Annotated in this window: 32 protein-coding genes; 12 read left to right on the plus strand and 20 right to left on the minus strand. The window is 58.6% G+C overall.

The features are described 5' to 3' along the window. The first annotated feature begins 197 nt into the window (after positions 1–197). A complete protein-coding gene (locus J3D54_RS22550) occupies positions 198–1,397 on the plus strand; it encodes an MFS transporter (RefSeq protein WP_253422808.1) in 1,200 nt (399 codons plus the stop codon). Between the two features lie 100 nt (positions 1,398–1,497). Next, a complete protein-coding gene (locus J3D54_RS22555) occupies positions 1,498–2,415 on the plus strand; it encodes a LysR family transcriptional regulator (protein WP_253422811.1) in 918 nt (305 codons plus the stop codon). Positions 2,416–2,475: 60 nt separating this feature from the next. Here J3D54_RS22555 and J3D54_RS22560 read toward each other — a convergent pair whose 3' ends face one another. From J3D54_RS22560 to J3D54_RS22595, 8 genes are all read right to left on the minus strand, one after another. Further along, complete coding sequence (locus J3D54_RS22560; RefSeq protein WP_253422814.1) at positions 2,476–2,760, minus strand: hypothetical protein; 285 nt, start codon at positions 2,758–2,760, stop codon at positions 2,476–2,478. A gap of 298 nt (positions 2,761–3,058) precedes the next feature. Continuing rightward, entirely contained in the window at positions 3,059–3,307 is a 249-nt protein-coding gene (locus J3D54_RS22565) for a hypothetical protein (protein WP_253422817.1), read from the minus strand. A 132-nt stretch (positions 3,308–3,439) separates the two neighbouring features. Continuing rightward, positions 3,440–3,664, minus strand: a complete 225-nt coding sequence (locus J3D54_RS22570; RefSeq protein WP_253422820.1) for a hypothetical protein — start codon at positions 3,662–3,664, stop codon at positions 3,440–3,442. A gap of 110 nt (positions 3,665–3,774) precedes the next feature. Then, positions 3,775–4,809, minus strand: a complete 1,035-nt coding sequence (locus tag J3D54_RS22575; protein ID WP_253422823.1) for a DNA topoisomerase IB — start codon at positions 4,807–4,809, stop codon at positions 3,775–3,777. 96 nt (positions 4,810–4,905) lie between these two features. Then, positions 4,906–5,985 (minus strand): molybdenum ABC transporter ATP-binding protein, encoded by a 1,080-nt coding sequence (gene modC, locus J3D54_RS22580; protein ID WP_253422827.1) that lies wholly within the window; start codon positions 5,983–5,985, stop codon positions 4,906–4,908. A 3-nt stretch (positions 5,986–5,988) separates the two neighbouring features. Continuing rightward, positions 5,989–6,669 (minus strand): molybdate ABC transporter permease subunit, encoded by a 681-nt coding sequence (gene modB, locus J3D54_RS22585; RefSeq protein ID WP_253422830.1) that lies wholly within the window; start codon positions 6,667–6,669, stop codon positions 5,989–5,991. Beyond that, complete coding sequence (gene modA, locus J3D54_RS22590) at positions 6,670–7,428, minus strand: molybdate ABC transporter substrate-binding protein (RefSeq protein ID WP_253422833.1); 759 nt, start codon at positions 7,426–7,428, stop codon at positions 6,670–6,672. A 237-nt stretch (positions 7,429–7,665) separates the two neighbouring features. Then, the gene (locus tag J3D54_RS22595; protein WP_253422836.1) at positions 7,666–8,730 is read right to left on the minus strand and encodes a nitronate monooxygenase family protein; all 1,065 of its coding nucleotides are present in this window, start codon (positions 8,728–8,730) and stop codon (positions 7,666–7,668) included. A gap of 214 nt (positions 8,731–8,944) precedes the next feature. Between J3D54_RS22595 and J3D54_RS22600 the strand changes: the two genes are divergently transcribed. Then, the gene (locus tag J3D54_RS22600; RefSeq protein ID WP_253422839.1) at positions 8,945–9,928 is read left to right on the plus strand and encodes an MDR family oxidoreductase; all 984 of its coding nucleotides are present in this window, start codon (positions 8,945–8,947) and stop codon (positions 9,926–9,928) included. Between the two features lie 54 nt (positions 9,929–9,982). Next, positions 9,983–10,471: a GyrI-like domain-containing protein gene (locus J3D54_RS22605; protein WP_253422841.1), complete on the plus strand. Its 489-nt coding sequence runs from the start codon at positions 9,983–9,985 to the stop codon at positions 10,469–10,471. Here the strand turns inward: J3D54_RS22605 and ada are convergent. The 5 genes from ada to J3D54_RS22630 form a co-directional block, all read right to left on the minus strand. Next, the gene (gene ada, locus J3D54_RS22610) at positions 10,435–11,508 is read right to left on the minus strand and encodes a bifunctional DNA-binding transcriptional regulator/O6-methylguanine-DNA methyltransferase Ada (RefSeq protein WP_253422843.1); all 1,074 of its coding nucleotides are present in this window, start codon (positions 11,506–11,508) and stop codon (positions 10,435–10,437) included. The two genes, J3D54_RS22605 and ada, sit on opposite strands and share 37 nt — an antisense overlap. A gap of 87 nt (positions 11,509–11,595) precedes the next feature. Further along, the gene (gene alkB, locus J3D54_RS22615; protein ID WP_253422845.1) at positions 11,596–12,276 is read right to left on the minus strand and encodes a DNA oxidative demethylase AlkB; all 681 of its coding nucleotides are present in this window, start codon (positions 12,274–12,276) and stop codon (positions 11,596–11,598) included. Beyond that, positions 12,266–12,976, minus strand: coding sequence for a 2OG-Fe(II) oxygenase (locus J3D54_RS22620; protein ID WP_253422847.1), 711 nt, complete (start codon positions 12,974–12,976; stop codon positions 12,266–12,268). The genes alkB and J3D54_RS22620 overlap by 11 nt, the downstream gene beginning before the upstream one ends. 127 nt (positions 12,977–13,103) lie before the next feature. Continuing rightward, the gene (locus J3D54_RS22625; protein WP_253426855.1) at positions 13,104–13,274 is read right to left on the minus strand and encodes a hypothetical protein; all 171 of its coding nucleotides are present in this window, start codon (positions 13,272–13,274) and stop codon (positions 13,104–13,106) included. A gap of 28 nt (positions 13,275–13,302) precedes the next feature. Continuing rightward, positions 13,303–13,605 carry a DUF1883 domain-containing protein gene (locus J3D54_RS22630; RefSeq protein WP_007900033.1) on the minus strand — a complete coding sequence of 101 codons (303 nt, stop codon included), beginning with the start codon at positions 13,603–13,605 and terminating at the stop codon, positions 13,303–13,305. Positions 13,606–13,817: 212 nt separating this feature from the next. Between J3D54_RS22630 and J3D54_RS22635 the strand changes: the two genes are divergently transcribed. After that, entirely contained in the window at positions 13,818–14,174 is a 357-nt protein-coding gene (locus J3D54_RS22635) for a hypothetical protein (RefSeq protein WP_253422850.1), read from the plus strand. Between the two features lie 72 nt (positions 14,175–14,246). Then, on the plus strand, positions 14,247–14,477 hold the full coding sequence (locus J3D54_RS22640) for a hypothetical protein (protein ID WP_253422853.1): 231 nt from the start codon (positions 14,247–14,249) through the stop codon (positions 14,475–14,477). A gap of 13 nt (positions 14,478–14,490) precedes the next feature. Here the strand turns inward: J3D54_RS22640 and J3D54_RS22645 are convergent, their stop codons facing one another. Both J3D54_RS22645 and J3D54_RS22650 read right to left on the minus strand, forming a co-directional pair. Next, positions 14,491–14,772, minus strand: a complete 282-nt coding sequence (locus J3D54_RS22645; protein ID WP_253422856.1) for a hypothetical protein — start codon at positions 14,770–14,772, stop codon at positions 14,491–14,493. Between the two features lie 139 nt (positions 14,773–14,911). Further along, complete coding sequence (locus tag J3D54_RS22650; RefSeq protein WP_007935646.1) at positions 14,912–15,100, minus strand: hypothetical protein; 189 nt, start codon at positions 15,098–15,100, stop codon at positions 14,912–14,914. 280 nt (positions 15,101–15,380) lie between these two features. Here J3D54_RS22650 and galU point away from each other — a divergent pair, with 280 nt between their 5' ends. Further along, a complete protein-coding gene (gene galU, locus J3D54_RS22655) occupies positions 15,381–16,220 on the plus strand; it encodes a UTP--glucose-1-phosphate uridylyltransferase GalU (RefSeq protein WP_003182953.1) in 840 nt (279 codons plus the stop codon). 129 nt (positions 16,221–16,349) lie between these two features. Next, positions 16,350–17,708, plus strand: coding sequence for a glutathione-disulfide reductase (gene gorA, locus J3D54_RS22660; RefSeq protein ID WP_253422859.1), 1,359 nt, complete (start codon positions 16,350–16,352; stop codon positions 17,706–17,708). Here the strand turns inward: gorA and J3D54_RS22665 are convergent. Next, positions 17,705–18,724 carry a DNA-binding protein gene (locus J3D54_RS22665; protein WP_253422862.1) on the minus strand — a complete coding sequence of 340 codons (1,020 nt, stop codon included), beginning with the start codon at positions 18,722–18,724 and terminating at the stop codon, positions 17,705–17,707. The genes gorA and J3D54_RS22665 overlap by 4 nt on opposite strands. Before the next feature lie 178 nt (positions 18,725–18,902). On the opposite strand from J3D54_RS22665, the gene J3D54_RS22670 reads away from it, so the two are divergent. The 3 genes from J3D54_RS22670 (at position 18,903) to ahpF (ending at position 22,241) form a co-directional block, all read left to right on the plus strand. Continuing rightward, a complete protein-coding gene (locus J3D54_RS22670) occupies positions 18,903–19,841 on the plus strand; it encodes a site-specific integrase (RefSeq protein ID WP_253422865.1) in 939 nt (312 codons plus the stop codon). A gap of 137 nt (positions 19,842–19,978) precedes the next feature. Beyond that, positions 19,979–20,542 carry an alkyl hydroperoxide reductase subunit C gene (gene ahpC, locus J3D54_RS22675; RefSeq protein WP_105345993.1) on the plus strand — a complete coding sequence of 188 codons (564 nt, stop codon included), beginning with the start codon at positions 19,979–19,981 and terminating at the stop codon, positions 20,540–20,542. Between the two features lie 136 nt (positions 20,543–20,678). Next, positions 20,679–22,241, plus strand: a complete 1,563-nt coding sequence (ahpF, locus tag J3D54_RS22680; RefSeq protein ID WP_253422869.1) for an alkyl hydroperoxide reductase subunit F — start codon at positions 20,679–20,681, stop codon at positions 22,239–22,241. Between the two features lie 106 nt (positions 22,242–22,347). Here the strand turns inward: ahpF and gloA are convergent, their stop codons facing one another. Then, entirely contained in the window at positions 22,348–22,869 is a 522-nt protein-coding gene (gloA, locus tag J3D54_RS22685; protein ID WP_253422873.1) for a lactoylglutathione lyase, read from the minus strand. A gap of 134 nt (positions 22,870–23,003) precedes the next feature. Here gloA and J3D54_RS22690 point away from each other — a divergent pair, with 134 nt between their 5' ends. Further along, the gene (locus J3D54_RS22690) at positions 23,004–23,528 is read left to right on the plus strand and encodes a DUF4946 domain-containing protein (protein ID WP_253422876.1); all 525 of its coding nucleotides are present in this window, start codon (positions 23,004–23,006) and stop codon (positions 23,526–23,528) included. A 174-nt stretch (positions 23,529–23,702) separates the two neighbouring features. Here J3D54_RS22690 and J3D54_RS22695 read toward each other — a convergent pair whose 3' ends face one another. The 3 genes from J3D54_RS22695 to J3D54_RS22705 all read right to left on the minus strand — a co-directional run bounded on the left by J3D54_RS22695 (position 23,703) and on the right by J3D54_RS22705 (position 26,819). Then, complete coding sequence (locus J3D54_RS22695; RefSeq protein ID WP_253422880.1) at positions 23,703–24,068, minus strand: histone-like nucleoid-structuring protein, MvaT/MvaU family; 366 nt, start codon at positions 24,066–24,068, stop codon at positions 23,703–23,705. Between the two features lie 233 nt (positions 24,069–24,301). Beyond that, positions 24,302–25,840, minus strand: coding sequence for a cyclic diguanylate phosphodiesterase (locus tag J3D54_RS22700; protein WP_253422883.1), 1,539 nt, complete (start codon positions 25,838–25,840; stop codon positions 24,302–24,304). A 106-nt stretch (positions 25,841–25,946) separates the two neighbouring features. Beyond that, positions 25,947–26,819, minus strand: a complete 873-nt coding sequence (locus tag J3D54_RS22705; protein ID WP_253422885.1) for a LysR family transcriptional regulator — start codon at positions 26,817–26,819, stop codon at positions 25,947–25,949. Positions 26,820–26,875 lie beyond the last annotated feature (56 nt).

Raw genomic sequence — 26,875 nt, forward strand, 5'->3', positions numbered from 1 at the left:
CCTGCGCCAAGTGCCCAAGGTTAGAGAAAGCGCAAGCGCCGGAGTATTGCCACGTCGCGCAATAGCGCATTGCGCCAACAGCAACGCCGGCATCGTTGCGGATGGCGCATCACTCCATTGCCCGGATGATGGATTCTCTGCATCGACCCGTGCCCTTAGCCTTGCCACCACTTTCCCGAACTCTACGAGGTGTCATCATGCTCACGGGTAACCCCGCAGCAGCGGCCAAGGCCGAACAGCCTGCTTCACTCTCCGGCCTGATGGTCGCGTTCCTGGCGTTTTGCTGCGGCGCGGTCGTGGCCAACCTGTATTACGCCCAGCCGATTGTCGAATTGATCGCGCCGCAGATCGGCCTGTCCAACGCCAATGCCAGCCTGATCGTTTCACTCACACAGTTTGGTTATGCGCTGGGCCTGCTGTTGCTGGTGCCGCTGGCCGACCTGATGGAAAACCGGCGTCTGGTCGTGGGCTTCACCCTCGCGGCGAGCGTTACGCTGTTGTGTGCCGGGCTGACGCACTCGCCGTCGATGTTCCTCGTATTTTCATTGCTGATCGGCCTTACTTCAGTCGCAGTGCAGATTCTGGTGCCACTGGCGGCGCACCTGGCCCCCGAAGCAACGCGTGGCCGCGTGGTGGGCAATATCATGAGCGGGCTGCTGCTGGGCATTCTGTTGTCGCGTCCGCTGTCCAGCCTGCTAGTGGAAGTGTTCGGCTGGCGCGGGGTGTTTTACAGCGCGGCGGCACTGATGGCCGTCATCGCCCTGATCACCGCGGCGGCGCTGCCGCGCCGTGTGCCGACGCATCAGGCGACTTACGCCGCGTTGATTGGCTCGGTGTTTACCCTGGCTCGTCGCCATCCGGTGCTGCGTCAACGTTCGGTGTATCAGGGCTTGTTGTTCGCCAGCTTCAGCCTGTTCTGGACCCTCGCACCGATTGAGCTGATGCGTCACCACGGTTTCAGCCAGGCGCAGGTGGCGATTTTTGCCCTGGTCGGAGCGGTAGGTGCAGTCGCTGCGCCGATTGCCGGGCGCTTGGCCGATGCCGGTCACGGCCGCCGCGGGACACTGGTCGCACTGTTACTTGCACCGGTTTCATTGTTGATCGCTGCGCTGCCCGGCAGCAGTTACCTGTGGCTGGTGGTGTGTGCGGTGTTGCTGGATTTCGCCGTGCAATTGAACATGGTGCTGGGCCAGCGCGAGGTGTACGCGATTGACCCGCACAGCCGGGCACGACTCAACGCCGTGTACATGACCAGCATCTTCGTTGGCGGTGCCTTGGGATCGCTGGTGGCAAGCCCGCTCTACGAACACTTCGGCTGGAGCCTGTCTGCCATGTCGGTGGCATTGCTCCCGACGCTGGCCCTGGTGATGTTCCTCGGTCGCAAGGCTAATGCCTGAGCGCCAGGCGCCGGGGCGTCCGGTGAAGCACGGCCGTACAAGACGGCTGGCGAACGGTGATGCACAATCATCACCGTTCCTTTTCGACCGGGCTCCACTTATGGATAAGTTGCTGGCACTGAAGATGTTTGTTGAAACCGTGCGTTGCGGCGGTTATTCCTCGGCGGCGCGTAAACTCGGCATCTCGACGTCTTCGGTCACTCGCCAGGTGGCGGGACTGGAAAGCGAGCTGGGCGCCAGTTTGCTCAACCGCACGACACGCAACACCAGCGTGACCGTCGCCGGGCAAACTTATTTCGAAAAGGCTGTGGCGATTCTTGACGCCATCGACGAAGCCGATGCCGTGGTTGCCGACCGTGGCAGCGAGGCGCAAGGACGCCTGCGGATCAGCGTCCCCGTCGAATTTGGTCGGCGGATCATCGCGCCGCATCTGGGCCGATTGCTTGAGCGCCATCCCGGACTGGAAATAAGCGTGTCGTTGAGCGATCAGGTCAGTGACCTGCTGAGCGAACAGATCGACGTGTCAGTGCGTCTCGGATCGTCGGTGGTCAGTGAAGACATCGTCAGTAAACGGGTAGGGGCCTTCCAGCGCTGGGTGGTGGTCAGCCCGGATTACCTGAGCCGCCACACAGCGCCGTGTCATCCTCGGGACTTGCTCGAGCACCAATGCCTGCGCTTTGATTACGGTGGTTCGCACCATTACTGGACGTTCCAGGGCGACGAGGAAACCATCCAGCTTAATGTGCACGGCCGCTTGCAAAGCAACAACGCCGACATCCTGCGCGAAGCGGCAATCGCTGGCGGCGGCGTGACCCTGCTGGCTGACTGGCTGGTGCGCGACGATGTCGCCGCAGGCCGGCTGACGCGGTTGTTGGAGCATTACGAAGTCAACCCCGGCAGCGCGAGCAGTTGCATCAATGCGCTGTATTTGCCCAATCACCGGGGTTCTAGCCGGATCAATGTGTTTATCGATTTTCTAGAGGAAATCCTCACGCCGGGTGGATTGAATAACCGATAGATTCATTTCACGCCCCTTGCTGCGTCCGAGTCATAACCCGAGCGCGGCCAAACGCGTCAGCTACACAAATGGCTGGCCAGCAAAACCACGTGGTAGTCGTTGCAAGCCGGGCATTTCGATCAGTCGTTGTATCCAGGATGAGCGCCAGTCATTGGCGGCATGGGGGGCTTTGGCCTTGCGTGCGGCCCGACGTGCGGCGTTGCGTTCGGCTTTGCGCGCTTCCTTGAACGCATCGGTGTTGCGGCAGCTTCTGCATTTCACCCGGTTCAGTACGTTGCTGGAAGTCAGATTGCTGCCTTTGTGCCCGCAGGCCAGGTGCCCGCCGACTTTGAAGTGAGTGACCATGGGACATTCTCCTTCGTGATGTGTAAGCGTTCGACACCCGGCGGGTGAGGGCGTTCGTTCGCGTTACGGCAGGCAAAAAAATGGCCCGCATGCGGGCGGGCCAGGGGATATATTCAAAGGAGCAAGTGAACTGTAGGAGGTGGCTTGTGAAGGCGGTGTGAAATGGCCGAAGGCACGAATAAAAAAAGCCCGGCAAACCGGGCCGGGTTGGGATGTAGCGCGAGTCTGGCAGGCAGGTACAACCACGGTGACGAAGATGTCACCGCTCAGGTGTCCTGAATTGGACGCTGTCCCTGGCTCAAATAACGCGGTCGGCTGATTTGAACCGAGGCAGTGGCGGCTCGACCTGTTTGAGTGCAGACAACGCGCTGCGAATTTGCGGCGTGTCCTTCTCAATGTCGTTCAGACGGTCACGAATCCTGAGGGCTGTCGGATGCCCCCCTTGATGATCGACCCAATCGGCGATCTCTTTGCACGCAGCGGCAAGACGCGCCTGACGGGAATCAAGCAGGGTGAGCAAGGTAGCGATAGACTCTTTCTCTGACATGACAATCACCTCCGTTCAAAGAAATCGGCTAAAGGGCAACAAAAAGCCCGCGGGGGAGCGAGCTTTCTGCCGATGGGTCGCTGGTCCTTCAGCTCCTTCAAGTATAGACCCGGAAAATGAAAGTGGCCGGCGTCAAGCCAACCCATGCGACACCGGCGAACTGGCCTCATTAAGCCGGCGACATTCGCGCTTGGCGTCCTCTTCAAGATCGAAACCGTCACCGATGAAGCCGCGAGTGCGGGTATCGACGATGCGATACCAGACAGCGGCTTCGGGCGGTGGGTGACCGGTTTCTCCGGCCCGGCGGCCATGAACGATGATCTTGTTGCAGCGTTTCACAACGAAAATGTCTTCCATGGCGTCCACCGAAGCTGTTCGTGTTCAGATCAAGCATAGAAGCGCTTTGCGATCATGCAAAAAACTGGTGGGTCAGTTCGTCGGTTGGGAGTGTCTCCGAAGGCAACTCACTACGTTTCAGCCGTCTCCATAAGCTTCTCCAGAAGCACCGCCAAGGCCACTTCCTCTGGTCTGAGTCTTTTACGCCCTCTGGATCGAGGCAGTTCGGCCAATACGCCCTGCATGAATCCATCGACGACCGCCGGGTGGATGTAGCACTTGCGGCACACTGCCGGGGTATTTCCCAGCTGCCGGGCGACATTCTTGACCATGTCCACCACGTGCTGCTTCGCCTCGGCTGGCGACTCCCATTGCAGCTTGCGCAACACCGCCAACGCCAATGCGCTGCCGGCCCAGGTGCGGTAGTCCTTGGCGGTGAAATCGGCACCGGTCAACGTCTGCAGGTAGGCGTTGATGTCGGAGGAGCTGACGGTGTGCCGGTCGCCGTCTTCGTCCAGATACTGAAAGAGGTCTTGCCCGGGAATCTCCAGGCAACGCTTGATGATCCGCGCCAGGCGCCGGTCTTTTACGGTGATCTGGTGCTCGATGCCGCTCTTGCCGCGAAACTGGAACAGGATCGCGCTGCCATTGATTTCGACGTGACGGCTGCGCAGGGTCGTCAGGCCGTAGGAACGGTTATCCCGAGCGTATTGAGTGTTGCCGACCCGGATCAGCGTCGCATCGAGCAAGGTAATCACCATGGCCATCACCTTGTCGCGGCTGAAGCCGGGTGCCGCCAACAGAGTTTCAAGCTGTTTGCGCAGTTTCGGCAGCGCCAGACCGAACTCCCGTAAACGCGAGTATTTATTGGCATCGCGCACTTCGCGCCAGCGCGGGTGATAACGGTATTGCTTGCGGCCACGAGCGTCGCGACCGGTGGCTTGCAGATGGCCGCGCGGGTCGGGGCAAATCCACACGTCGGTATAGGCGGGCGGCACCGCGAGGGCATTGATGCGTTTGATTTCATTCGGATCGGTAATGCGCTGACCCGACGGGGCGAAATAGCCGAACGCGCCACGCAACTTCTTGCGGGTGATGCCGGGTTGGCTGTCGTCGATGTAATGCAGGTCGGACGGCAGTCCATCGGACAATGCGCTATCTGGCATGGCTGGCAATCCTGGGCGGCGAATCGGGGCGTTTACCCATAGACCACGCGCCGATGCTGGGGTGCCTGAAGAATGTCTGGAGAGTGCCGACAGATTTTAGGCCAGCACCGCCACCGCTTTGATTTGTGCCCAGAGTTGCTGGCCGGGGTGCACGCCCAACTGATCCCGGGAGTAGCGGGTGATTCGCGCCAGCAGCGGGGTGCCAGCGGCGTTGAGGCGGATCAGTACGTGAGCGGCGTTGTCGGCGCCGATTTCACTGATCACCGTGACCGGCAGGCGATTGAGGATGCTGCTCTGTTCGACGCCTTGCAGGCTCAGGCTGACATCCCGCGCCTGAACCTTGCAGCGCAGGGCCTGGCCCTTGGTCATTGGCGCATGGGCAACCCGAATGCTCAGTTCGGTGTCGGGCAGTTGCAAGGTCAACAATTGATAACCAGCGTCATAGGCGCTGACGTGGCCTTCAATCACCACGCCGGCGTCGTCGCCCAGCGCCAGCGGCAGATCGAGCCTGGCCAGGGTTTCGCCGATGGGGCCGCTGGCCAGCGCCTTGCCGTTGCTGAGCAGGACGAGGTGGTCGGCGAGCCGCGCGACTTCATCCTGGGAATGGCTGACGTACAGCACCGGGATGTCGAGCTCATCGTGCAGCCGTTGCAGGTACGGCAGGATTTCGTTTTTACGCTGGGTATCGAGCGCCGCCAGCGGTTCGTCCATCAGCAACAGTTTGGGGCTGGTCAGCAGGGCGCGAGCGATACCGATCCGCTGGCGCTCGCCGCCGGAAAGGTTCTGCGGGTGGCGGTCGAGCAAATGGCCGATCCCCAACAGTTCAGTGGCATGCGCCATGTCGACCCGGCGCTGTTGGCGGGGGATACGCTTGAGGCCGAATTCGAGGTTGGCCCGCACTGACAGATGGGGAAACAGGCTGGCTTCCTGGAAGACATAACCCACGGCGCGTTTATGCGGCGGCACGAAAACCCGCTGGTCGCTGTCCTGCCAGAGTTCATCGTTGACCTGGATAAAACCCTGTTCAGCGTGTTCCAGGCCGGCGATACAGCGCAGACAGGTGGTTTTGCCCGAGCCGGAATGACCATAAAGCGCCGTCACTCCGCGACCGGGCAGTTGCAGGTCGACATTCAGGGCGAACCCCGAATAACTCAGTTTCAAGCGCATATGAATCATCGATCAGCCCCAGCCCATTTTGGTTTTACGGCTGGAGTAGAGCGCCAGCAACACTGCAAAAGAGAACACCAGCATCGCCCCGGCCAACCAATGAGCCTGGGCGTATTCCATGGTTTCGACGTGATCGTAGATCTGCACCGAGACCACGCGGGTTTTGTCGGGAATATTGCCGCCGATCATCAGCACCACACCGAACTCGCCGACGGTGTGGGCGAAACCGAGAATGGCCGCGGTGATGAAACCGGGGCGGGCCAGCGGCACCATCACGCTGAAGAACGTATCCCACGGATTGGCGCGCAAGGTGGCGGCCACTTCCAGTGGGCGAGTGCCGATGGCGGAAAATGCATTTTGCAGCGGTTGGACCACGAATGGCATCGAGTACAGCACTGAGCCGATCACCAACCCTGCAAAACTGAAGGTGAGGGTGCCGAGCCCCAGCGATTGGGTGAAGTGGCCGATCCACCCGTTCGGGCCGAGGGCCAGCAGCAAGTAAAAGCCGATCACCGTGGGCGGCAGCACCAGGGGCAGGGCGACGATCGCCCCGACCGGTCCGCGCAACCAGGATTGGGTGCGCGACAGCCATAACGCAATCGGGGTGCCAACGATCAGCAGGATGAGCGTGGTCAGGGACGCCAGTTTCAGGGTCAACCAGATCGCGGAATAATCGGCACTCGACAGTGTCATTTAGAGTTGGTAACCGTAGGACTTGATGACGGCGGCGGCTTTAGGCCCCTTGAGGTAGTCAACCAATGCCTTGGCGGCCGGGTTGTCCTTGCCCTTGTTGAGGATCACCGCGTCTTGTTTGATTGGGTCATGCAGGTTGGCCGGAACGATCCAGGCCGAACCGCTGGTCACTTTGCCGTCTTTGTAGATCTGCGACAAGGCCACAAAACCGAGTTCGGCATTGCCGGTGGACACGAATTGGTAAGCCTGGGTGATGTTCTGGCCTTCGACGATCTTGTCTTTGACCTTGTCGGTCAGGCCCTGCCTGGCCAGCACTTGTGTAGCGGCCAGGCCATAAGGCGCAGCTTTCGGGTTAGCGATGGAAAGATGCTGATACTTATTGTCGCTTAGCACTTTGCCCTTGGCATCGACATAACTTTCCTTGGCCGACCACAGCGCCAGGGTGCCGATGGCGTAGGTGAAGCGCGAACCCTTGACGGTGTCGCCTTCGGTCTCGAGTTTTTGCGCGGTGGTGTCATCTGCTGAGAGGAACACTTCGAATGGCGCGCCGTTCTTGATCTGGGTATAGAACTGGCCGGTTGCACCAAAGGAGGTGACCAGTTTGTGCCCGGTGTCTTTCTCGAAGTCTGCAGCGATGGCCTGGATCGGCGCGGTGAAGTTGGCGGCAACGGCGACCTGGACTTCATCCGCGTGGGCGGATCCGAAAGCGAACACGCTGAACAGGCACACAGGGGCAAAACGTGAGGCACGAATGATCATGAAACGGCTCCGTGGTAGGCGAGTGAAACGCTATATATCAGAATATATAGCGAAATGCCTGTAAACGGAACTTGCCGGGGGCAGAGTGCAAGGTTGGCACCGAACTGTGGTGAGGGTTTTTTGTGGCGAGGGGGCTTGCCCCCGTTGGGCTGCGAAGCAGCCCCAGAATCTTGCAGTTATTGTAGATTTTGCGAGTGCTACGCACTCGAACGGGGGCAAGCCCCCTCGCCACAGGGATTAGCGGTGAGTCAGTTTGGCGAGCGCTTCCTCAGCCAAACACCGGGTAAGCTCTGCCGAAGTCATTTCAACGCCCAGGGTGAACGCCTGTCCGGCCCAAAGGTTGCTGAAATCCGCTTCTCCTTTAGCCCGCAATGGCATCAGCGCACCGCCCGCCAAAGGGAAGGCCGGCGCTTTGGCGCTCATCGGTCCGAGCTCACGCATCACCCGATTGAGAATCCCCCGCGCCGGGCGCCCGGTGAAAATGTTGGTGACCGCCGTTTCGCTTTCCTTGGCCGCGCGCAACGCCCTGTGGTGGGACGCGCTGATCTTGGCCTCCGGCGTGAACAAATACGCCGTGCCCACCTGGACCGCCGAGGCGCCCAGCACAAAAGCCGCCGCGACGCCCCGCGCATCGCCTATACCGCCGGCCGCAATCACCGGCACTTTCACCGCATCGACGATTTGTGGCACCAGCGCAAAAGTACCCACCTGGCTGCTCAAGTCATCGCTGAGAAACATCCCCCGGTGACCGCCAGCCTCGTAACCCATCGCAATGATCGCATCGCAGCCATGCTGCTCCAGCCAGATCGCTTCATCGACGGTGGTGGCCGAGGAAAGGATTTTCGCCCCGGTGGCTTTTACCCGATCCAGCAAGGACTTTTCCGGCAGACCAAAGTGAAAACTCACCACTTCGGGACGAAACTCTTCGATCACTTCGCAGGCCGCGTGATCGAAGGGCGCACGATTGGACGCCGGCGTCGGCGCATCGAAGTCGACACCCAATTCCCGGTAATACGGCTCCAGCAGATTCTTCCAGTCCCGGGCGCGCTGTTCATCGGGCGGTGGAGGTTGATGGCAGAAGAAATTGACGTTGAGCGGGCGCTGGGTGTGTTGGCGAATCGTTTTCAGTTCTTCGCGCAACTGCTCGATACTCAGCATTGCGGCGGGCATCGAGCCCAGGCCGCCGGCGTTGCACACAGCAATCACCATGGCCGAAGTCGTCGCGCCGGCCATAGGGCCCTGGATGATCGGCAGCTCGATCCCGAGCAGGTCAAGAATGCGGGTGTCTGGCCATTGGCTCATGTGCAGTGTTCTCCGACGTCGAAACAGGGCAGGGACGGTAGAAGCGAGTTTGTATCAATAATGCCTGGCGCAAGGCCAGTCGAGCTTTTTATGAGTAAGGGATGATCTACAAGGCGCCAGCCGATGGGGATTGGCTTAAAGTCGGGTACGGTGATGGGGTTCCCTGTGTTATTTCAACAGCACGACAACTGAGCGATTCCACCTGGAGGCAGTGATGTTCAAAGGCATTTTGATCAACAAAGACGACAGCGGTTACCGGGCCACACTGCAAGAGATCGCTGACGATCAATTGCCCGAGGGCGATGTGACGGTGCGTGTGGCGTACAGCACGCTGAACTTCAAGGATGGGCTGGCGATCACCGGCAGCAGCCCGGTGGTGCGCAAATTCCCGATGGTGCCGGGGATCGATCTGGCAGGCACTGTCGAAGCCAGCAGTCATCCGGACTACAAGGTCGGTGATCAAGTCCTGCTCAACGGCTGGGGCGTCGGCGAAGGACACTGGGGCGGGCTGGCGCAGAAAGCTCGCCTGAATGGCGATTGGCTGATCCCGCTGCCCAAAGCGTTCACCACCGCGCAAGCAATGGCCATCGGCACGGCCGGTTACACGGCGATGCTGAGCATTCTGGCGCTGGAGCATAACGGAGTGAGTCCAGAGCAGGGCGAGGTGCTGGTGACGGGCGCCAACGGTGGCGTAGGCAGTTTCGCCATCGCGCTGCTGAGCAAGCTCGGCTACCGCGTGGTGGCCTCCACGGGCCGCACCTCCGAACATGACTACCTCAAGCAATTGGGTGCCAGTGATATCATCGATCGCGCCGCGTTGTCGGAGCCGGGCAAACCGTTGGCCAAGGAGCGTTGGGCGGCGGTGATAGACTCGGTCGGCAGTCACACACTGGCTAACGCTTGCGCGAGCACCATGGCCAACGGCACCGTCGCCGCCTGCGGTCTGGCCCAGGGCATGGACTTCCCGGCTTCCGTTGCACCGTTCATTTTACGCGGTGTGACCCTGGCCGGGATCAACAGCGTGACCCAATCCAAAGCCCGGCGGATACTGGCCTGGAATCGCTTGGCCGAGGACCTGGATTTTGCCTTGTTACCGTTGATCAGCCACGAAATCGGCTTGAGCGAAGCCATCGACGCCGCGCCGCGCTTGCTCGCTGGCCAGTTGCGCGGCAGGGTGGTGGTCGACGTCAATCGTTGATTGTCTCGACGCCAATCAAACAGACAAACTGAAGCGACAAGGAACTATCGACCCATGGATGTAAAACTGCGTGAAGTGCAACCCTTTAGCGTCTCGGGTTTGCAGGTGCGAACCCTCAATGCCGCAGAGCAGCAGCCGGATACCGCACGTATCGGCCCTATGTGGGAACAATTTTTCGTCGAGGATATTTTCGACAAGATCGCCCACAAACAGCCGGACTCCTTTATGTACGGCGTGTATTCCAGCTACGAGTCCGACGCATCGGGCCACTTCGATGTGACCGCGGGTGCGGCGGTCACCGCACCCTGCGAGGGCTTTGCGCAGATTCAGGTTGAGGGCGGTGATTACCTGGTGTTCAGCGCCAAAGGGGCGATGCCCGATAGCGTCATTCAGGCCTGGGGCTTTATCTGGGCCTACTTCGAGGACAACCCGCAGGTTCGTCGCAAGTTCGCCACGGACTTCGAGGTCTACACCGGGCCGGAGTCCGTGGCGGTCTATATCGGCATTCAGGACCCGGACGCGTTTTCACGCTCCAGCAACTGACGCTTGCGCTCCACGCCCCAGCGATAGCCCGACAGGTTGCCGTCGCTGCGCACCACGCGATGGCAAGGGATTGCCACCGCCAAACTGTTCGCGCCACAGGCCTGGGCCACGGCGCGCATGGCTTTCGGTGCGCCGATGCGCTGAGCGATATCGGCATAACTGGCGGTACTGCCGGCGGGAATCTCCCGCAGGGCTTGCCACACCCGCTCCTGAAACGCCGTGCCGCGTACGTCCAGCGGCAAGTCCAGGCCGAGGGCCGGGGCTTCGATAAAACCAACGACCTTGGCAATCAACTGCTCGAACTCATGATCGGCGCCAATCAGATTGGCGCGGCGAAACTTGTCCTGCAGATCACAGACCAGTTGATGAGGGTCGTCCCCCAGCAGAATTGCACAGACGCCGCGATCACTTTGTGCCACCAGAATCGCTCCCAGAGAGCACTGGCCGACGGCAAAACGAATGTCGTTGTTCTGCCCGGCCGCGCGATAGTCGCCGGGTGTCATGCCGAGCAATTGATCCGCTGCCTCATAGAAACGGCTGTTGGAGTTGAATCCGGCGTCGTACAGCGCGTCGGTGACCGTGCCACCGTCGATCAGCCGCTCGCGAACCTTGCGTGAGCGATGGGCGCTGGCGTAGCCCTTGGGCGTCAGGCCGGTGATGGCCTTGAACACGCGATGGAAGTGGAAACTGCTCAAACCGGCCGCATCCGCCAGTTCATTCAACGCCGGCAACGTTTCGGCGGATTCGATTTGACGGCATGCGGCGGCCACGGTCGCGGCATGTTGGGCGGCGACGTCGCTTTGATCTTTCGCGGCCCGTTTGCTGGGGCGATAACCCGCCGCCTGAGCTTGCTCGGCCGTGTCGAAGAATTCGACGTTCTGCGGTTTAGGCAGGCGTGCCAGGCTGCTGGGGCGGCAGTAGATACCGGTGGTTTTCACCGCATACACAAACTGCCCGTCGGCACGGGGATCGCGCGCGACCACGGCGGCCCAGCGAGGATCATTTTCGGTGGCGATTGTTGTCGATTGCGTTGTCATGGCTTCATGTCCGTTGACCCGTTTCATGCAGATTAACCAGACGGCACCGACGCCACACTCCGGGTCTTGCGGTCGAATTCGACTGCGTCATCGCGCGGTACGAAAGGTGAAATTAATCCGCTGTTCGCCCAACCGTGGATGCTGGCCGTCCTTGATCGGCAAGACGCCGTGGTAACGCAAACGGTCCACGCCGCCCCAGACCACGATATCGCCGTGAAACAGCGGCACCCGCTGGCTTTTCGCGCTGCGTTCGAAACCACCGAACAGGAACGTCGCCGGCAACCCCAAAGACACTGACACGATGGGGGCTGTGCAGGTGTTTTCGTTTTTGTCTTGATGCAACGACATCCTGGCCCCGGGAACATAGTGGTTGATCAGGCAGGAATCTGGTACGAACGCCATAAACCCTGCCTCTTGCGCTGCCGCCTGGGCCAGTTCAAAAAACACCTCGGGCATCTCAGGCCAAGGGGCGCCGGTCTGCGGATCGTTGCGGGTGTATTGGTAGCCGTTGCGGTCGGTGGTCCAGCCCCAGGTGCCGCAACTGCTCAAGGCCACCGACATGGTAAAACCTCCGGGCGTGACCATCTGCCGAAACGGCGCCGCTGCCAGAACCGCTTCCAGCGCCGGCAGCAATCGGTCGAGCCAGGGCAGGGCGAAGCCTCTGAGAACGTAGGATTGTTCGCCGATCTGCTCGCGCCTGGGCTGCTGCTCGGGTTCGATGTCGGCAAACAGATCGAAGGTGATCGGGGTCATGGGCTCATAACGCATCGTGAAAGATGATTCCAAGGGTATGCCGTTTTCCACTGTGCAGGCGACTCACCCCATGACGCAGGGTTACTCGGTAATAGCCGCGAACGCCTTTTACTGGGCGCTGACTCACGGCAAAAATCAACGCGTCACCTTTCTTCAGGCCGATGACTTGTGGGCGCGATTGCATCCGTGGGCGTTGTTCGGTCAGCACAAATTCGCCACCGGTGAAGTCTTCTCCCGGTTCTGACAGCAGAATCGCCACTTGCAGCGGGAACGCGTGTTCGCCGTACAGATCCTGATGCAAACAGTTGTAGTCCTGCGGGCCGTATTGCAGCAATAAAGGTGTCGGGCGTTCCTGACCGGCGGCATGACAGCGTTGCAGAAACGCTTCATGGGATTCGGGGAAACGGGTCGACAGATCCATGCATTCGTACCAGCGATTGGCGATGGGAACCAGTGGAGGGTAGAGCGCGCTGCGCAACCGGGCCACCGGATCCGGCAGCGGGTATCTGAAGTATTTGTACTCGCCACGGCCAAAGCCGTGGCGCGCCATCACCACTTTCGAACGAAAGGGGTCAGGGCGGTCGTACAGGGCGCTTATTTCATCGCAGGTCTTATGGCTTAAAAGCGATTTGATGATCGCGCAGCCATCCTGGTCGAGTTGCTGCGTAAGCCTGCCCCAGTCGAGGGCATCGTGGTGAATCGGATCGGTAAGCAAGGGTTCTGACTCCTTGACCAAAAGGTCGAGGCGGCCAGTTTAGTGAGCGTTGCGGGAGCAGGCACTCCGGCGCTTGCGGTCGAATTCACGAGGGGAGCAGACGTCCATGTTGTCGCTCCAGATCGCGTTACAGTGCTTTGCTAACACTGATCTCGCTGATGACGTCATCCGTCTGGCCGTGAATGGCGTCCAGCGCAGCCTTGGCTTCTTCTGCGGTGCCGTGTTCAAGTTGGGCGAATTCGAACCGACGCTCGCCGTTGAGTTTGTATTTGATGACGTATTTGGTCGTCTGGGCCACGGTCATACCTGCTTGTTCGGGTGTGGGTTCAGCTCAGCTTCGAGCTGGAGCGGCGGATGATCTTGATCGAGTGCGTCAGGGTCGGCTTGCGGGTCACGCTGATCGGCCGGCGGTTGACCGTGTCGATGGTGATGTTCCAGAAACCAGTGCTCGGCGCGGTGATCCGGGCCGGGAAGGTGTCGAATGCGCCACCGTGATAAGTGTGACGGCCGCCGTTCTTGAAGCTGCGGAAGTTGGCGTCGTTCATCAAACGGATGTTGCACATTTGGGAGCACTGAATGACGACGATGTCGTCTTCGTTGAGGTGCTCGCGCTGGTGGATAAATTTCATGAGGCGCCTCCAAAAGGGCTTTTTCTACAAAATCAAAACGATAGCATGGGCGATTGGCGCAGTTTATCAGCCCGAACAGGTTATTATCTGGCTGTCGGGGGCCGCTTTGACAATTAAAAACAGTTATTTGGAATTCTATGAGCGATAAAAGCAGGGAGCCTTGGAGAAAAACAGCATCTGTGCTGTCGGAGGGTCTTTATCGGAGGTTTCATATGAAATGGGGTGTTCTGGTTGTGCCGTTTGCATTGGCAGTGGGTGGGTGTGCGACGGTCTCGGACATCACTGCGTCGCTGCCTACCATGAACGTGATTTCAGGCAAGAAGCCCCATGAGTACGCCCAGTGCCTGGTCGAGAAGTTGGCCAATAGCCGTGGGGCCCTGCAAGTCGAGCCGCAAAAGGATGGCATGCGGGTAATTGTGCCGCAGAAGTTCTCCTCGGGGCCGGCAGCGGTGTTTGACATTGAAGACCGCTCCGGTGGCAGCAGCATCAAACTGCATGAGCGAATCTCCAATGTGCCGTTGCGCCCATGGGATGTGCGCAATGCCGCCACCGCGTGCATTTCCGGCTGATAAACTACCCCCGGTCAGCATCCATGCCGTCAAAGTCGCACTTTGACGGCATTGTCATTTCTGGAGTCGAGCATGAAACGAGAGCAGGTGCGGGAGCGCCATGCAGAGGGTCATATCTCTGCTACCCATGTGATTCAGAACCCGGCGAATCCGGGGGAGTGGATCGTATTTTTCAAGAAAAGCGCCGGGCGCAGCTTTTTCCTGGTGGATGAAAACGATGAAGTCGAGTCCTTCAGTCGCCTCGACGACTTGATCGAGACTGTGCGCGGGCTCGGAATCAAGTTCGCCGAAATCCATATGTAGGGCATTGGGCGCCCTACTTGCAGACCACTACCACGCTGCGGCTTTTGTAATTGCCGACGTCGACGCCCAGGGTTTTGTCGCTTTCCTTGGTCGAAGGTGTGCCGTCGGTACCGACGATCCGATAGCCGGTGCCGGCGCAAGAGGCATCGGCTTTTTCGTAGCAACTGGCCCAGGCGTTGGCTTCTCCGGAGCAGTCAATGGACAGGCCCTGCTCGCCATTTTTCAGGTAAGTCGTTTCGGACGTGGCGCAGCCACTCAGGGCCAGTACCGCAATCAGTGGCAAAATTTTTTTCATGTCGTGGTCATCGTCAGTGATGGGGCTAAACGCTATGACAGTGGTTGCAACGAAAGGTTATAGCGATTGGCCACTTCATTGCAGGCATTCACAAAAAAGCCCTGTGCAAAGACAGGGCCGCGGTCACGCCAGGTTCAGCTCAAGGCTTGTCCTTGCCGCGCCGCTTGGGTGCCGCAGGTTGATCCTGCAACACCGATGCCACTTCAATCGCCAACGCTTCTGTAGGGAACGGCCCGGCAATGTTCTCGCCGCCGACGCTGTCTATCCACCACTGGCCGTCTTTCGCCTGATTGATCAGGTACCCGTTGACGCTTTTTGCTGCCGACATCTATCTGCCTCGTTGACTGGTTCAAGTGCGCAATCATAGCGCCAAATGCCCCCAACCGGTGCTGATGGGTGTAGGGTAGGGCAGATTTTCGTTCGGCTGATGGTCACGCAGATCGTCGATCTCTGCTATGTATAAGAGGTTGTGCAGCTTATCTGCGGAACTATCCATCAGAATATTTCTCTATGATGGCGTCGGTTAGCCAGTGCGGGGCATTGTAAGGTGCACGCCGCCTGATTAGACTGCGCCGAAACTCGTACACACAGCCCTTTCAAGGACTTATATGATCAAGAAATGCTTGTTCCCAGCAGCCGGTTACGGTACTCGCTTCCTGCCAGCGACTAAAGCCATGCCCAAAGAAATGCTGCCGGTGGTAAACAAGCCACTGATCCAGTACGGCGTCGAAGAAGCACTGGATGCCGGGTTGACCGAAATCTCCATCGTCACCGGTCGCGGCAAACGCGCGCTGGAAGACCACTTCGACATCAGCTACGAGCTGGAAAACCAGATCAAGGGCACTGACAAGGAAAAATACCTGGTCGGCATCCGTAAACTGCTCGACGAGTGCTCGTTCTCCTACACTCGCCAGACCGAAATGAAAGGCCTGGGCCACGCCATTCTGACTGGTCGTCCGCTGATCGGCGACGAACCTTTCGCCGTGGTACTGGCGGACGACTTGTGCGTCAACCTCGAAGGTGACGGCGTACTGACCCAGATGGTCAAGCTGTACAAGCAGTTCCGCTGCTCGATCGTGGCCATCCAGGAAGTCGATCCTCAAGAAACCAACAAGTACGGCGTGATTGCCGGCGAGATGATCCGCGACGACATCTATCGCGTTCACAGCATGGTCGAGAAGCCAAAACCTGAAGATGCACCGTCGAACCTGGCGATCATCGGCCGTTACATCCTGACCCCGGACATCTTCGACCTGATCGAACAGACCGAGCCAGGCAAGGGCGGCGAAATTCAGATCACCGACGCCCTGATGAAGCAAGCGCAAAACGGCTGCGTCATGGCCTACAAGTTCAAAGGCAAGCGTTTCGACTGCGGTGGCGCCGAAGGCTACATCGACGCGACCAACTTCTGCTTCGAGAACTTCTACAAGACTGGCAAGGCTTACTGATAGCGCCTGACCTGCTTGTATTGAAAAGCCACCTTCGGGTGGCTTTTTCATTTTCCGGCCCCAAATAGTTTGCAACGCTTGCCCAAAGGCCTCCCGCAGGTATGCTGGTGGCCTGCCGAGGAGATAGTAATGGCCTACGATTTTGACCTATATGTGATTGGCGCCGGTTCCGGCGGTGTGCGGGCTGCGCGGTTCGCGGCCGGTTTTGGTGCGAAAGTCGCCGTGGCCGAGAGCCGCTACCTGGGCGGTACGTGTGTGAATGTCGGCTGTGTGCCGAAAAAGCTGCTGGTCTATGGCGCGCACTTCGCTGAAGACTTCGAGCAGTCGCAAGGTTTCGGCTGGACCCCGGGTGAAGCGACGTTCGACTGGGCGACGCTGATCGCCAACAAGGATCGCGAGATTAATCGCCTGAATGGCATTTATCGCAATCTGCTGGTCAACAGTGGTGTGACCTTGCATGAAGGTCACGCGAAGATCGTCGATCCGCATCAGGTCGAGATCAATGGCGAGCGTTACACCGCCAAAAACATCCTGATTGCCACCGGTGGCTGGCCGCAGATTCCTGAGATTCCGGGGCACGAGCATGCGATCAGTTCCAACCAGGCATTCTTCCTGAAAGAGCTGCCCAAGCGCGTTCTGGTGGTCGGCGGTGGTTACATTGCGGTGGAGTTCGCCGGGATTTTCCACGGGCTGGGCGCTGAGACCACGCTGCTGTATCGCGGTGATCTGTTTCTGCGTGGCTTCGACGGTGCAGTGCGCAAACATTTGCAGGAAGAGCTGACCAAGCGCGGCATGGACCTGCAATTCAATGCCGACATCGAGCGTATCGACAAACAGGCCGATGGCAGCCTGAAGGCGACGCTCAAGGATGGTCGTGAGCTGGTGGCGGACTGCGTGTTCTACGCCACCGGTCGGCGTCCGATGCTCGACAACCTGGGGCTGGAAAACACCGGCGTCAAACTCGACAAGAAAGGTTTTGTCGAGGTCGATGAGCAGTATCAAACTGCTGAACCGTCGATTCTGGCCCTAGGCGATGTGATTGGTCGGGTACAACTCACGCCGGTTGCTCTGGCCGAAGGTATGGCCGTGGCGCGGCGTTTGTTCAAGTCTGAGCAATATCGCCCCGTGGATTACAAGATGATCCCGACCGCCGTGTTCAGCTTGCCGAACATCGGCACTGTCGGCTTCACCGAAGAAGAAGCGCGAGAAGCAGGGCACGATGTGGTGATCTTCGAAAGCCGTTTCCGGCCGATGAAGCTGACCCTGACTGAATGCCAGGAACGTACCCTGATGAAACTGGTGGTAGACGCCAAGACCGACAAGGTCCTGGGTTGCCACATGGTCGGCCCGGACGCTGGCGAGATCGTGCAAGGGTTGGCGATTGCCCTGAAAGCGGGCGCGACCAAGCGCGACTTCGACGAAACCATCGGCGTGCATCCGACAGCCGCCGAAGAGTTCGTTACCCTGCGCACACCAGTCGCGGGTTAATCGTTCTTCTGTGGCGCTGATGCGTCTGGCCCTGTCGCAACGGCAGCGGCCAGGCGCACGCTTTCATCCAGACTTGCCTGCAACTTGATCAGTTCAACTTCCAACGCTTTGTTGATGTGCGACTGCTCGTCGACGTTCTGCTTGAGCGACTGGCTTTCCAGCAAGGCGATGCGCAAGCGTTCCTGGAGGAGGGTGCGTTCGCTGTCGATGCGGGTGACCTGCTCCAGTAACTGATCCTGTCGGCTGTTGGTGTACTTGAGTTGCTCCTGCAACAGGCTCAACTCCCGCAACGTGCCACGGTTTTCGGTCAGCAGGCGCTCGTTGTCGCGATGCAGTTGGGTGATTTCATCCTGGCGTACCAGTGCGCTTTGCTGGGCTTGACGCAACTCCATCTGAATCTGCTGCACCTGACCTTCGTGGCGTCGCTGTTCCTGTTCGCGCTGGTCTTTGACGGCGTTGCGATAGTGCTCCAGTGCTTCGCGGGCGTGCAGGTGCTTTTCTTCCAGTGAGCGAATCTGCTCGTCCTTGTCCTGCAAGCGCAATTCGAAATCCGCCAGCGCCTGGTTCAACCCGGCGTTGCGGGTTTGCTCGGTTTGCAGCATCGAGCGGGTGTCGTGCAGTTCCGCCGATTCCTGGGTCAGTGCCAGGCTTTGAATTTCGTATTGCTGCTGCAATTCGGTATTGGCCTCGCGGGCCTCGTGCAGCTGGGTTTCCAGCTCTTTTCGTTGTTGCTCGAACTGCGCGCGTGCCTGGTCGATGGGCTCTTGCGCCTGTTCTTTCAGGCGTTGCGCCAGCCGCGCTACCAGCGCTGCCAGCTCATCATCGATCGGCTCGGAAGGGGCTTGCGCGGGTTCGGTGCCGTCATCGAGCTCCTTCAGGTAGCGATGGATCGTGGTTTTCGAGCCGGTATTGCCCATTTCGATCCGCACTGCGTCGATGCTCGGGTGTTCGCCCCGGGCGAGGATTGCCGAGCGTGCCGCTTGCACCAGTGCCTTGTTTACGCCGCCACGTGCCATGTGTTCTCCTACGATTTGATACTGTGGTACGTACCACCAATATACGCAATGTACCATGCCATGCTTAAAGTTAAAAACTTGTGATAACTCATGCGGGATATACTGGTATTACCCCGCGTGATAAACAATGTCGTGGGTTTTCACTCACTTACCCGGTACGTTTTCGAGAACTGAGCCCATGACCGATCTGGATCGCTACCTGCAAGCCGCCACCCGCGACAACACTCGTCGCAGCTATCGGGCAGCCATCGAGCATTTCGAAGTCAGTTGGGGCGGCTTCCTGCCGGCGACCAGCGATAGCGTGGCGCGTTATCTGGTGGCGCATGCGGGCGTGTTGTCGATCAATACGTTGAAGTTGCGCCTGTCCGCGTTGGCGCAGTGGCACAACAGCCAGGGTTTCGCCGATCCCACCAAGGCGCCTGTGGTGCGCAAAGTGTTCAAGGGCATCCGCGCGCTGCACCCGGCGCAGGAAAAACAGGCCGAACCCTTGCAGCTTCAACATCTGGAGCAAGTGATCGCCTGGCTGGAGCAGGAAGCGCAAACCGCCAGGGCGCAAGGCGATCGAGCGGGTTTGTTGAGAGCTAGGCGCGACACCGCACTGATCCTGCTGGGCTTCTGGCGTGGTTTCCGTAGCGATGAGTTGTGCCGCGTGCAGATCGAGCATGTACAAGCCAGCGCCGGTTCAGGCATTACCCTCTACTTGCCACGCAGCAAGGGCGATCGCGAGAACCTCGGCCGGACCTACCAGACTCCCGCCTTGCAGCGCCTGTGCCCGGTGCAGGCCCACATCGAATGGATTACCGAAGCCGCGTTGGTCCGTGGCCCCGTGTTTCGGAGCATCGACCGCTGGGGCCATTTGAGCGAGGAGGGCTTGCACGCCAATAGTGTGATCCCATTGTTGCGCCAGGCACTGGAGCGCGCCGGCATTGCGGCCGAGCACTACACCAGTCACTCCTTGCGTCGTGGTTTTGCCACCTGGGCCCATCAGAGCGGTTGGGATTTGAAGTCGTTGATGAATTACGTGGGCTGGAAGGATATGAAGTCAGCCATGCGCTATGTTGAAGCCAGCCCGTTTCTCGGGATGACCCGAATCACTGAAAAGCCGTTGGCGCTATAGATCACGTTTTCTTCTATTAATACGCTCGGCTAATAGCGAAAACCAATCAGTAGCATCAGGTTTGCCAATGAGCCAACCGTCGATCGGGTGGGTAGGATTCACCACATCAACTTCTTAACCCTGACGGAGAGTCACCGATGCCTATCATCAACAGCCAAGTTAAACCGTTCAAAGCTACCGCGTACAAAAACGGCGACTTCGTACACGTGTCGGACGCTGACCTGAAAGGCAAGTGGTCTGTCGTTTTCTTCTACCCGGCAGACTTCACTTTCGTTTGCCCGACCGAACTGGAAGACCTGGCTGACAACTACGCCGAGTTCCAAAAATTGGGCGTCGAGATCTACAGCGTTTCCACCGATACCCACTTTGCCCACGCTGCCTGGCACAACACTTCGCCAGCCATCGGCAAAATCCAGTACACCATGATCGGCGACCCGACTCACGTCATCTCCCGCAACTTCGACGTGCTGATCGAAGAAGCTGGCCTGGCTGACCGTGGCACCTTCGTGATCAACCCTGAAGGCCAGATCAAAATCGTTGAACTCAACGATGGCGGTGTAGGCCGTGACGCTTCCGAGCTGCTGCGCAAAATCAAGGCCGCTCAATACGTCGCCGCTCACCCGGGCGAAGTGTGCCCAGCCAAGTGGAAAGAAGGCGAGGCCACTCTGGCTCCGTCCCTGGACCTGGTCGGCAAGATCTAAGTCTGTGACGCGCTGCATCAGGGCGGAGCTCCGCACCTCTTAAGTAAGCTGCACCGCCCTATAAAAACGCCCGGGCGAGATTCGCTCGGGCGTTTTTTTTCGACTTCTTTTTATCAAATACATGGAAATCGCCCGTATGTTGGACGCCAATCTTAAAGCCCAGTTGAAATCGTACCTGGAACGGGTCACCCAACCGATCGAGATCGTTGCCTCCCTCGACGACGGTGCGAAATCCCAGGAAATGCTCGCATTACTCAAAGACGTTGCCAGTCTTTCCAACCAGATTACTTTGCTCGACAACGGTAACGATGCGCGTAAACCATCGTTCTCGATCAATCGCCCGGGAGCCGATATCAGCCTGCGTTTCGCCGGTATCCCGATGGGCCACGAATTCACCTCCCTGGTGCTGGCCTTGCTGCAAGTCGGCGGCCACCCATCGAAAGCCAGTGCCGACGTTATCGAGCAGATCCGCTCGCTCAAAGGCGAGTTCAACTTCGAGACTTACTTCTCGCTGTCCTGCCAGAACTGCCCGGATGTGGTTCAAGCGTTGAACCTGATGGCCGTGCTGAACCCGAACATCCGCCATGTCGCCATCGACGGTGCGCTGTTTCAGGCTGAAGTTGACGAACGCCAGATCATGGCCGTGCCCAGTGTTTACCTGAACGGCGTGAACTTCGGCCAGGGTCGCATGGGCCTGGAAGAAATCCTCGCCAAGATCGACACCAGCGGCATCGAGCGTCAGGCCGAGAAGATCAGCGCCAAACAAGCTTTTGATGTGCTGGTCGTCGGCGGTGGCCCGGCCGGTGCTTCGGCGGCGATCTACGCCGCCCGCAAAGGCATTCGCACCGGCGTGGCGGCTGAACGTTTTGGTGGCCAGGTGCTCGACACCATGGCCATCGAGAACTTCATCTCCGTGCAGGAAACCGAAGGGCCAAAACTGGCTGTGGCGCTGGAAGAGCACGTCAAGCAGTACGATGTGGACATCATGAACCTGCAACGCGCCGACAAGCTGGTGCCAGGCAAAAACGGCGAACTGCACGAAATCCATTTCGCCAGCGGTGCGTCCTTGAAAGCCAAGACCGTGATCCTCGCCACCGGCGCGCGCTGGCGGGAAATGAACGTTCCAGGTGAGCAGCAATACCGCAACAAGGGCGTGGCGTATTGCCCGCACTGTGACGGTCCGCTGTTCAAAGGCAAGCGTGTGGCGGTGATCGGTGGCGGTAACTCCGGCGTCGAAGCGGCCATCGACCTGGCCGGGATCGTGTCCCACGTAACGCTGCTGGAGTTCGACGTGCAACTGCGTGCCGATGCGGTGTTGCAGCGCAAGTTGCACAGCCTGCCGAACGTTACCGTGATCACCAGTGCGCAAACCACTGAAGTGACCGGCGACGGCCAGAAGGTCAACGGCCTGCGCTACAAGGATCGTCAGTCGGACGAGTTGCGCACTGTCGAGCTGGAAGGGATCTTCGTGCAGATCGGTCTGTTGCCTAATACCGATTGGCTCAAAGGCACTATCGAGCTATCGCCGCGCGGCGAGATCATCGTCGATGCCCGTGGTGAAACGTCGATCCCCGGCGTGTTCGCGGCTGGCGATGTGACCACCGTGCCGTACAAGCAGATCGTGATTGCGGTGGGCGAGGGCGCCAAGGCTTCCCTGAGCGCATTCGATCACTTGATTCGCACCTCGGCGCCGGCATAAACGCCGAAGCTGAAAACATAAAACCCCATGAGCGATCATGGGTTTTTTGTGTCTTGCACTGATCTTTACTACACAGAGCGTGGGAACGATCAAGGCTGCGATCTTTTTACAACGGTGCCGGCTGAATGATCTCGACCCAGTAACCATCCGGATCCTTGATGAACGCCAGGCTTTTCATGCGGCCGTCGTTCAGGCGTTTCTGGAAATCGCAGCCCAGCGCTTCAAAACGTTCGCACGCGGCACGGATGTCTGGCACCGAGATGCAGATATGGCCGAAGCCGCGTGGATCGGTGTTGCCGTTGTGGTAGGCGAAATCCGCGTCGTTCTCGGTGCCGTGGTTGTGGGTCAGTTCGAGAATGCCGGGGATCGATTTCATCCACTCGGTGCGGGCCGCGGCATCGGCCGGGATCTGGCTTTTATCGACCAGCGCCAGAAAATACAGGCTGAACTCGGCTTCCGGGAAATCGCGCTTCTCCACCAGCGAGAAACCCAGGACGCGGGTGTAGAAATCCAGCGACCGCGTGATGTCCTTGACCCGCAGCATGGTGTGGTTGAAGACGAACTTCTGGGTGGCGGTGTCAGGTTGGGCGGTCACGCCAGGAAATGTATTGAGTTCGTGCAGGCTCATGGGCCCTCCGGAAATTCCAAGAATGCTCACAATGATACGCAAGGGCCCTGGCATCGCCAAACCAAAACCGCAGGCTTGCCTGCCGGGCGGGTGAAGCTCAGACTTCGCGGCTCAATCCGTGAGTGTTCATTACAATGATTCGACCCTGTCAATTGATTTTCGTCCTGATGTGTCTGCTTTCAGGTGTTACCCGTGCTTATGCCGAGGCACCGGTCGTGACCTGGCCCAATGGATGGACTGTCGAGACCATCCCGCAAGACGAGGCCAAGCCCCAGGTTTCCCGGCAGCGTGCGGTAAAAAACGGCCAGGACGGTACACCGGTGATGGTGATGGAGTTGACCATGACCCAGGTGGAAAGCGGTCATCAGGTGAACCTGCAGGGTGTGTTGCTGGAAATGCGCAAGTCTGTGCAGAAGGACTTTTTCCAGGGCGGGTATCAGAGCGTTTGCAGCAAAATTCACGCGACTACCTTGAGCCGGCTATCGGCGCTGGAAACTACTTGTACGATTACCCAGAACGGCCGACATGTTCTGTCTCAAACATTGGTCGCCGCGGTGGACGCCGATAAAGCCTATGTTCTTTCCTACGCGGGGCAGGCTGAGGTTTATAAGGCAAGTCAGGGCGACATAGCGGCTGCTCGAAACAGCTTGAAACTTTAGTTTAAGGTTCCGGTGCCCACATCTTTGAGCATGGCCCGCATTTTTAGATAGCCAAACGGATTAAGCACAAAGTTAGTCAGACTATAGTGAGTTGATCGGCGACTATCGTCGCATTTTAGACGGCATCCATGAAAAAGCCCTGCATTGGCAGGGCTTTTTTATTACCGTGAGCGCTTAGGCACGCAGCCAGGAATCAACGGTAGCGGCACCGTATTGTTCCTTCCAGGCTTTCAGGCCGCGGTGGTTGCCACCCTTGGTTTCGATCAGTTCACCGGTGTGCGGGTTCTGATAAACCTTGACCACGCGTGCGCGGCGGGTTTTAGGTGCTGTTGCCTGTTGCAGGCCGGATTTCGCCGGGTTCGGGTCGAGGATGGCGATGATGTCGCGCAGGCTCTTGCCGTAGGTTTTCATCAGCCCCTGGAGCTTTTCTTCGAATTCGATTTCTTTCTTGAGCCCGGCATCGTTCTTCAGCGATTCCAACTGCTTGAGCTGTTCTTGAAGGGCCTTTTCAGCTGCACGGAATTCAGCGAGTCTGGACAATATCTTTACTCCAATAGTGTGTTTGGCTGATACCAACCGCAAGCAAAGCTATAAGCCAAGAGCCTTGAAGCGACTCGGTGATAATGACACGCCTGCCGGTTTTGCACAGGTATGAAAAATTGTAGTAGTTAATTGGTCAAGAGTAAATCCTGACTTTTTCTTCATGTAACAAGAGTAGTCTTTTGATTCAAATTGGTGCGCATCATCATGCGCCCGGCGCTTAACGTGGTTAGTTAATGATCACTTAATGCATTAATGAATTCTGGTCCGGGCATCGGCCGGCCGAACAGATAACCTTGCAGAAAGTTCACGCCATAGGCGGTCAGATAGTCACTTTGCTCCTCGGTTTCCACACCTTCGGCGACGATACCCAGATCGAGTTTGGCCGAGAGTTCGATGATGCTGTCCAGAATGTGCCGGGAGAGGGCGTCGACACCGATCATCGCGACAAAGCTCTGGTCGATCTTCAGGAAGTCCACATTGAACTGACGTAAGTAACCGAGGCTTGAATGGCCGGTGCCAAAGTCGTCGATGGCGATCATCACGCCCAGCGCGCGAAGCTGTTCGAACAACTGCAGGGTGATGTCTGTCGGTTCGATGAGTTCGCGCTCGGTCAACTCCAGCACCAGGTGGACATTGCCCGGTGCAAAAGCGCCGAGGAATTCACGGCAGTCCTCGACCAGCTCCAGGTTCCGGCAGTGGCTGGCAGTGATGTTGATGCTAATGTGGAACGGTCCGTCGAACGATGCCGACAAGGGCCCCAGCAATGTCGCGGTCTGTTGCATCAACGAGCGGGTCATCGGCACGATCAGCCCGGAATGTTCGGCAAACGGGATGAACAGATCCGGGCGTACCAAACCTTCCTTGGGATGTTTCCAGCGCATCAATACTTCGGCGCCGGACCACTGTTTGTTGTTGCCGTGCACCACCGGCTGAAAATACGGAACGAACTCTGCGGCCTCCAGCGCACGCTGCATTTCACGGCTGGGCGACGCCGCGCGCATCTGCAAGACATGCCCGATCGAGCCTGAGACCACACCAAAGAACATCAGCAGGCTGAACAGCGGCGGGTATTCGCTTCTCATGTAACGCCAGGTTTCACCTTCGGGGAAACCTGCGGCCACCGCAAAGGCATAACGCGAGGACGTCAGCTTGTTTTGTGCCACCGCAAAGTCGGGCAGGGCAACATCGTGGACCTTGCCGTCGGCGGACAGCCAATGGGGGCCGACTTGCAGCAGCAATAATGCTTTACGTCCGATCAGGCGCAACACGTTGCTCAGGTGATAACCGTTCAGCGTGGTCAATACCCCCTGTTTTCCCTCACTAAGTCGATACACCAACAATGCGGTATCGGGCGTGACGGGATTGCCGCTCATGAGCCATAACTTGCCTTGGGTATAGTCGCCGGGATCGACCTTTTCCTGATAATCGCCGAATAACGAACTGCAATAGAGGTTGTTGTCCGACACAAGGTTGGTCGAGCGCACGAAAGGGCGGCGGGTGACTTGTTCGCGCAGGGCCAGTTTGACGTCGTTGCAGTTTTGGCCAGCCAGCGGCAATAGTTCTTGCGCGGCTTGGGCGGTGTTGTCGAGCATCAGTTCGAATTGGCGAATGGCTTCTTCGGCCGTCAGTTCAGTATTTTGCCTGAGCGCACGTTCAGCCTGCAGATACAGAATGACCAGCCCCAGCAAAACCGGGAGCAACCCGCTCAGAGCGGTGACAACGATCTGGGTACCACGTTTTTTACGGCGGTTTTTGACGTTCAGTGGCATTCGCGAATCCTGTCACGATGAAAAGGCGCCTTCCATGGCAGGCACAGACAACACGCCTCCCCAAAAGAGTTCAGCCATCATAGTTGGCCATTGGCGGTTATGCCGCTCAACGAGCATTCAGGCTCGAAGCCAGTTGGATAAAGGCCAGTGTTGCAGGTGATGACTGACGCTGATCGAGCACCGCCAGACCGACTTGGCGACTGATGGGTGGAGACAGCGGTCTTTTCACGTAGCGGCTGTCGTTGTCGTCGGGCAGTGAGCCTTCGGCGACCACGGTCAGGGCGTCGCCACGACTTACCGTGTCCAGCGTGCTGAGCAACTGCGAGCAGCGATACCTGATGTTCGGCGTCAATCGCGCCGCATTGAACGCGCGTGACACCAGCTCCGAAGACCCAGCCTCGGTCAGCACAAAAGGGTCGTGGCACAAGTCGCTCAAGCTGACGCTGTCGCGACCGGCCAGTGCATGATCGGCAGGCAGCAGCGCGACCATCTGGTCTTCGATCAGTGCAATCGTGTCAAAACGTTCCTGGGGTAACACCACGAAACCAATATCGATACGCCGCTCTTCCAGCCATTGGATCACCTGGCGGTCTGGACCTTCGTCGATGTGAACCTCGATGCCCGGGTGTGCGGCGCGGTAGTGCTGCAAGATCCTCGGCAGCAGCTTGATCGAAGAGGTCGGGCCGAACGAGCCAATGCGTAAGGTGCCGGTTTTCATCCCGCGTGAATCGGCCGCCTCTTGACGCAAAGTGTTGGCCAGCCCAAGCATCGCCCGAGCGCGCAGTAATAGCTGCTGGCCGATGTCACTCAACTCGACCTGGGACTGATGTCGTCGCAGCAGCTCGACACCCAACTCCTGCTCCAGCGACTTGAGTGCGTGGGAGACCGCAGACTGGGAAATCTCCAAACGATGGGCGGCCGCCGTGAAGCCGCGCAGCTCGGCCACCAGCGAGAAAATCTCCAGTTGAGTGAGGGTCATGAGCTTTTACTCATTTTACGATGATCGATCATTAGTCGAATGATACGCCACATGCC

The sequence above is a fragment of the Pseudomonas sp. GGS8 genome (assembly GCF_024168645.1).
Lineage (GTDB): Bacteria > Pseudomonadota > Gammaproteobacteria > Pseudomonadales > Pseudomonadaceae > Aquipseudomonas.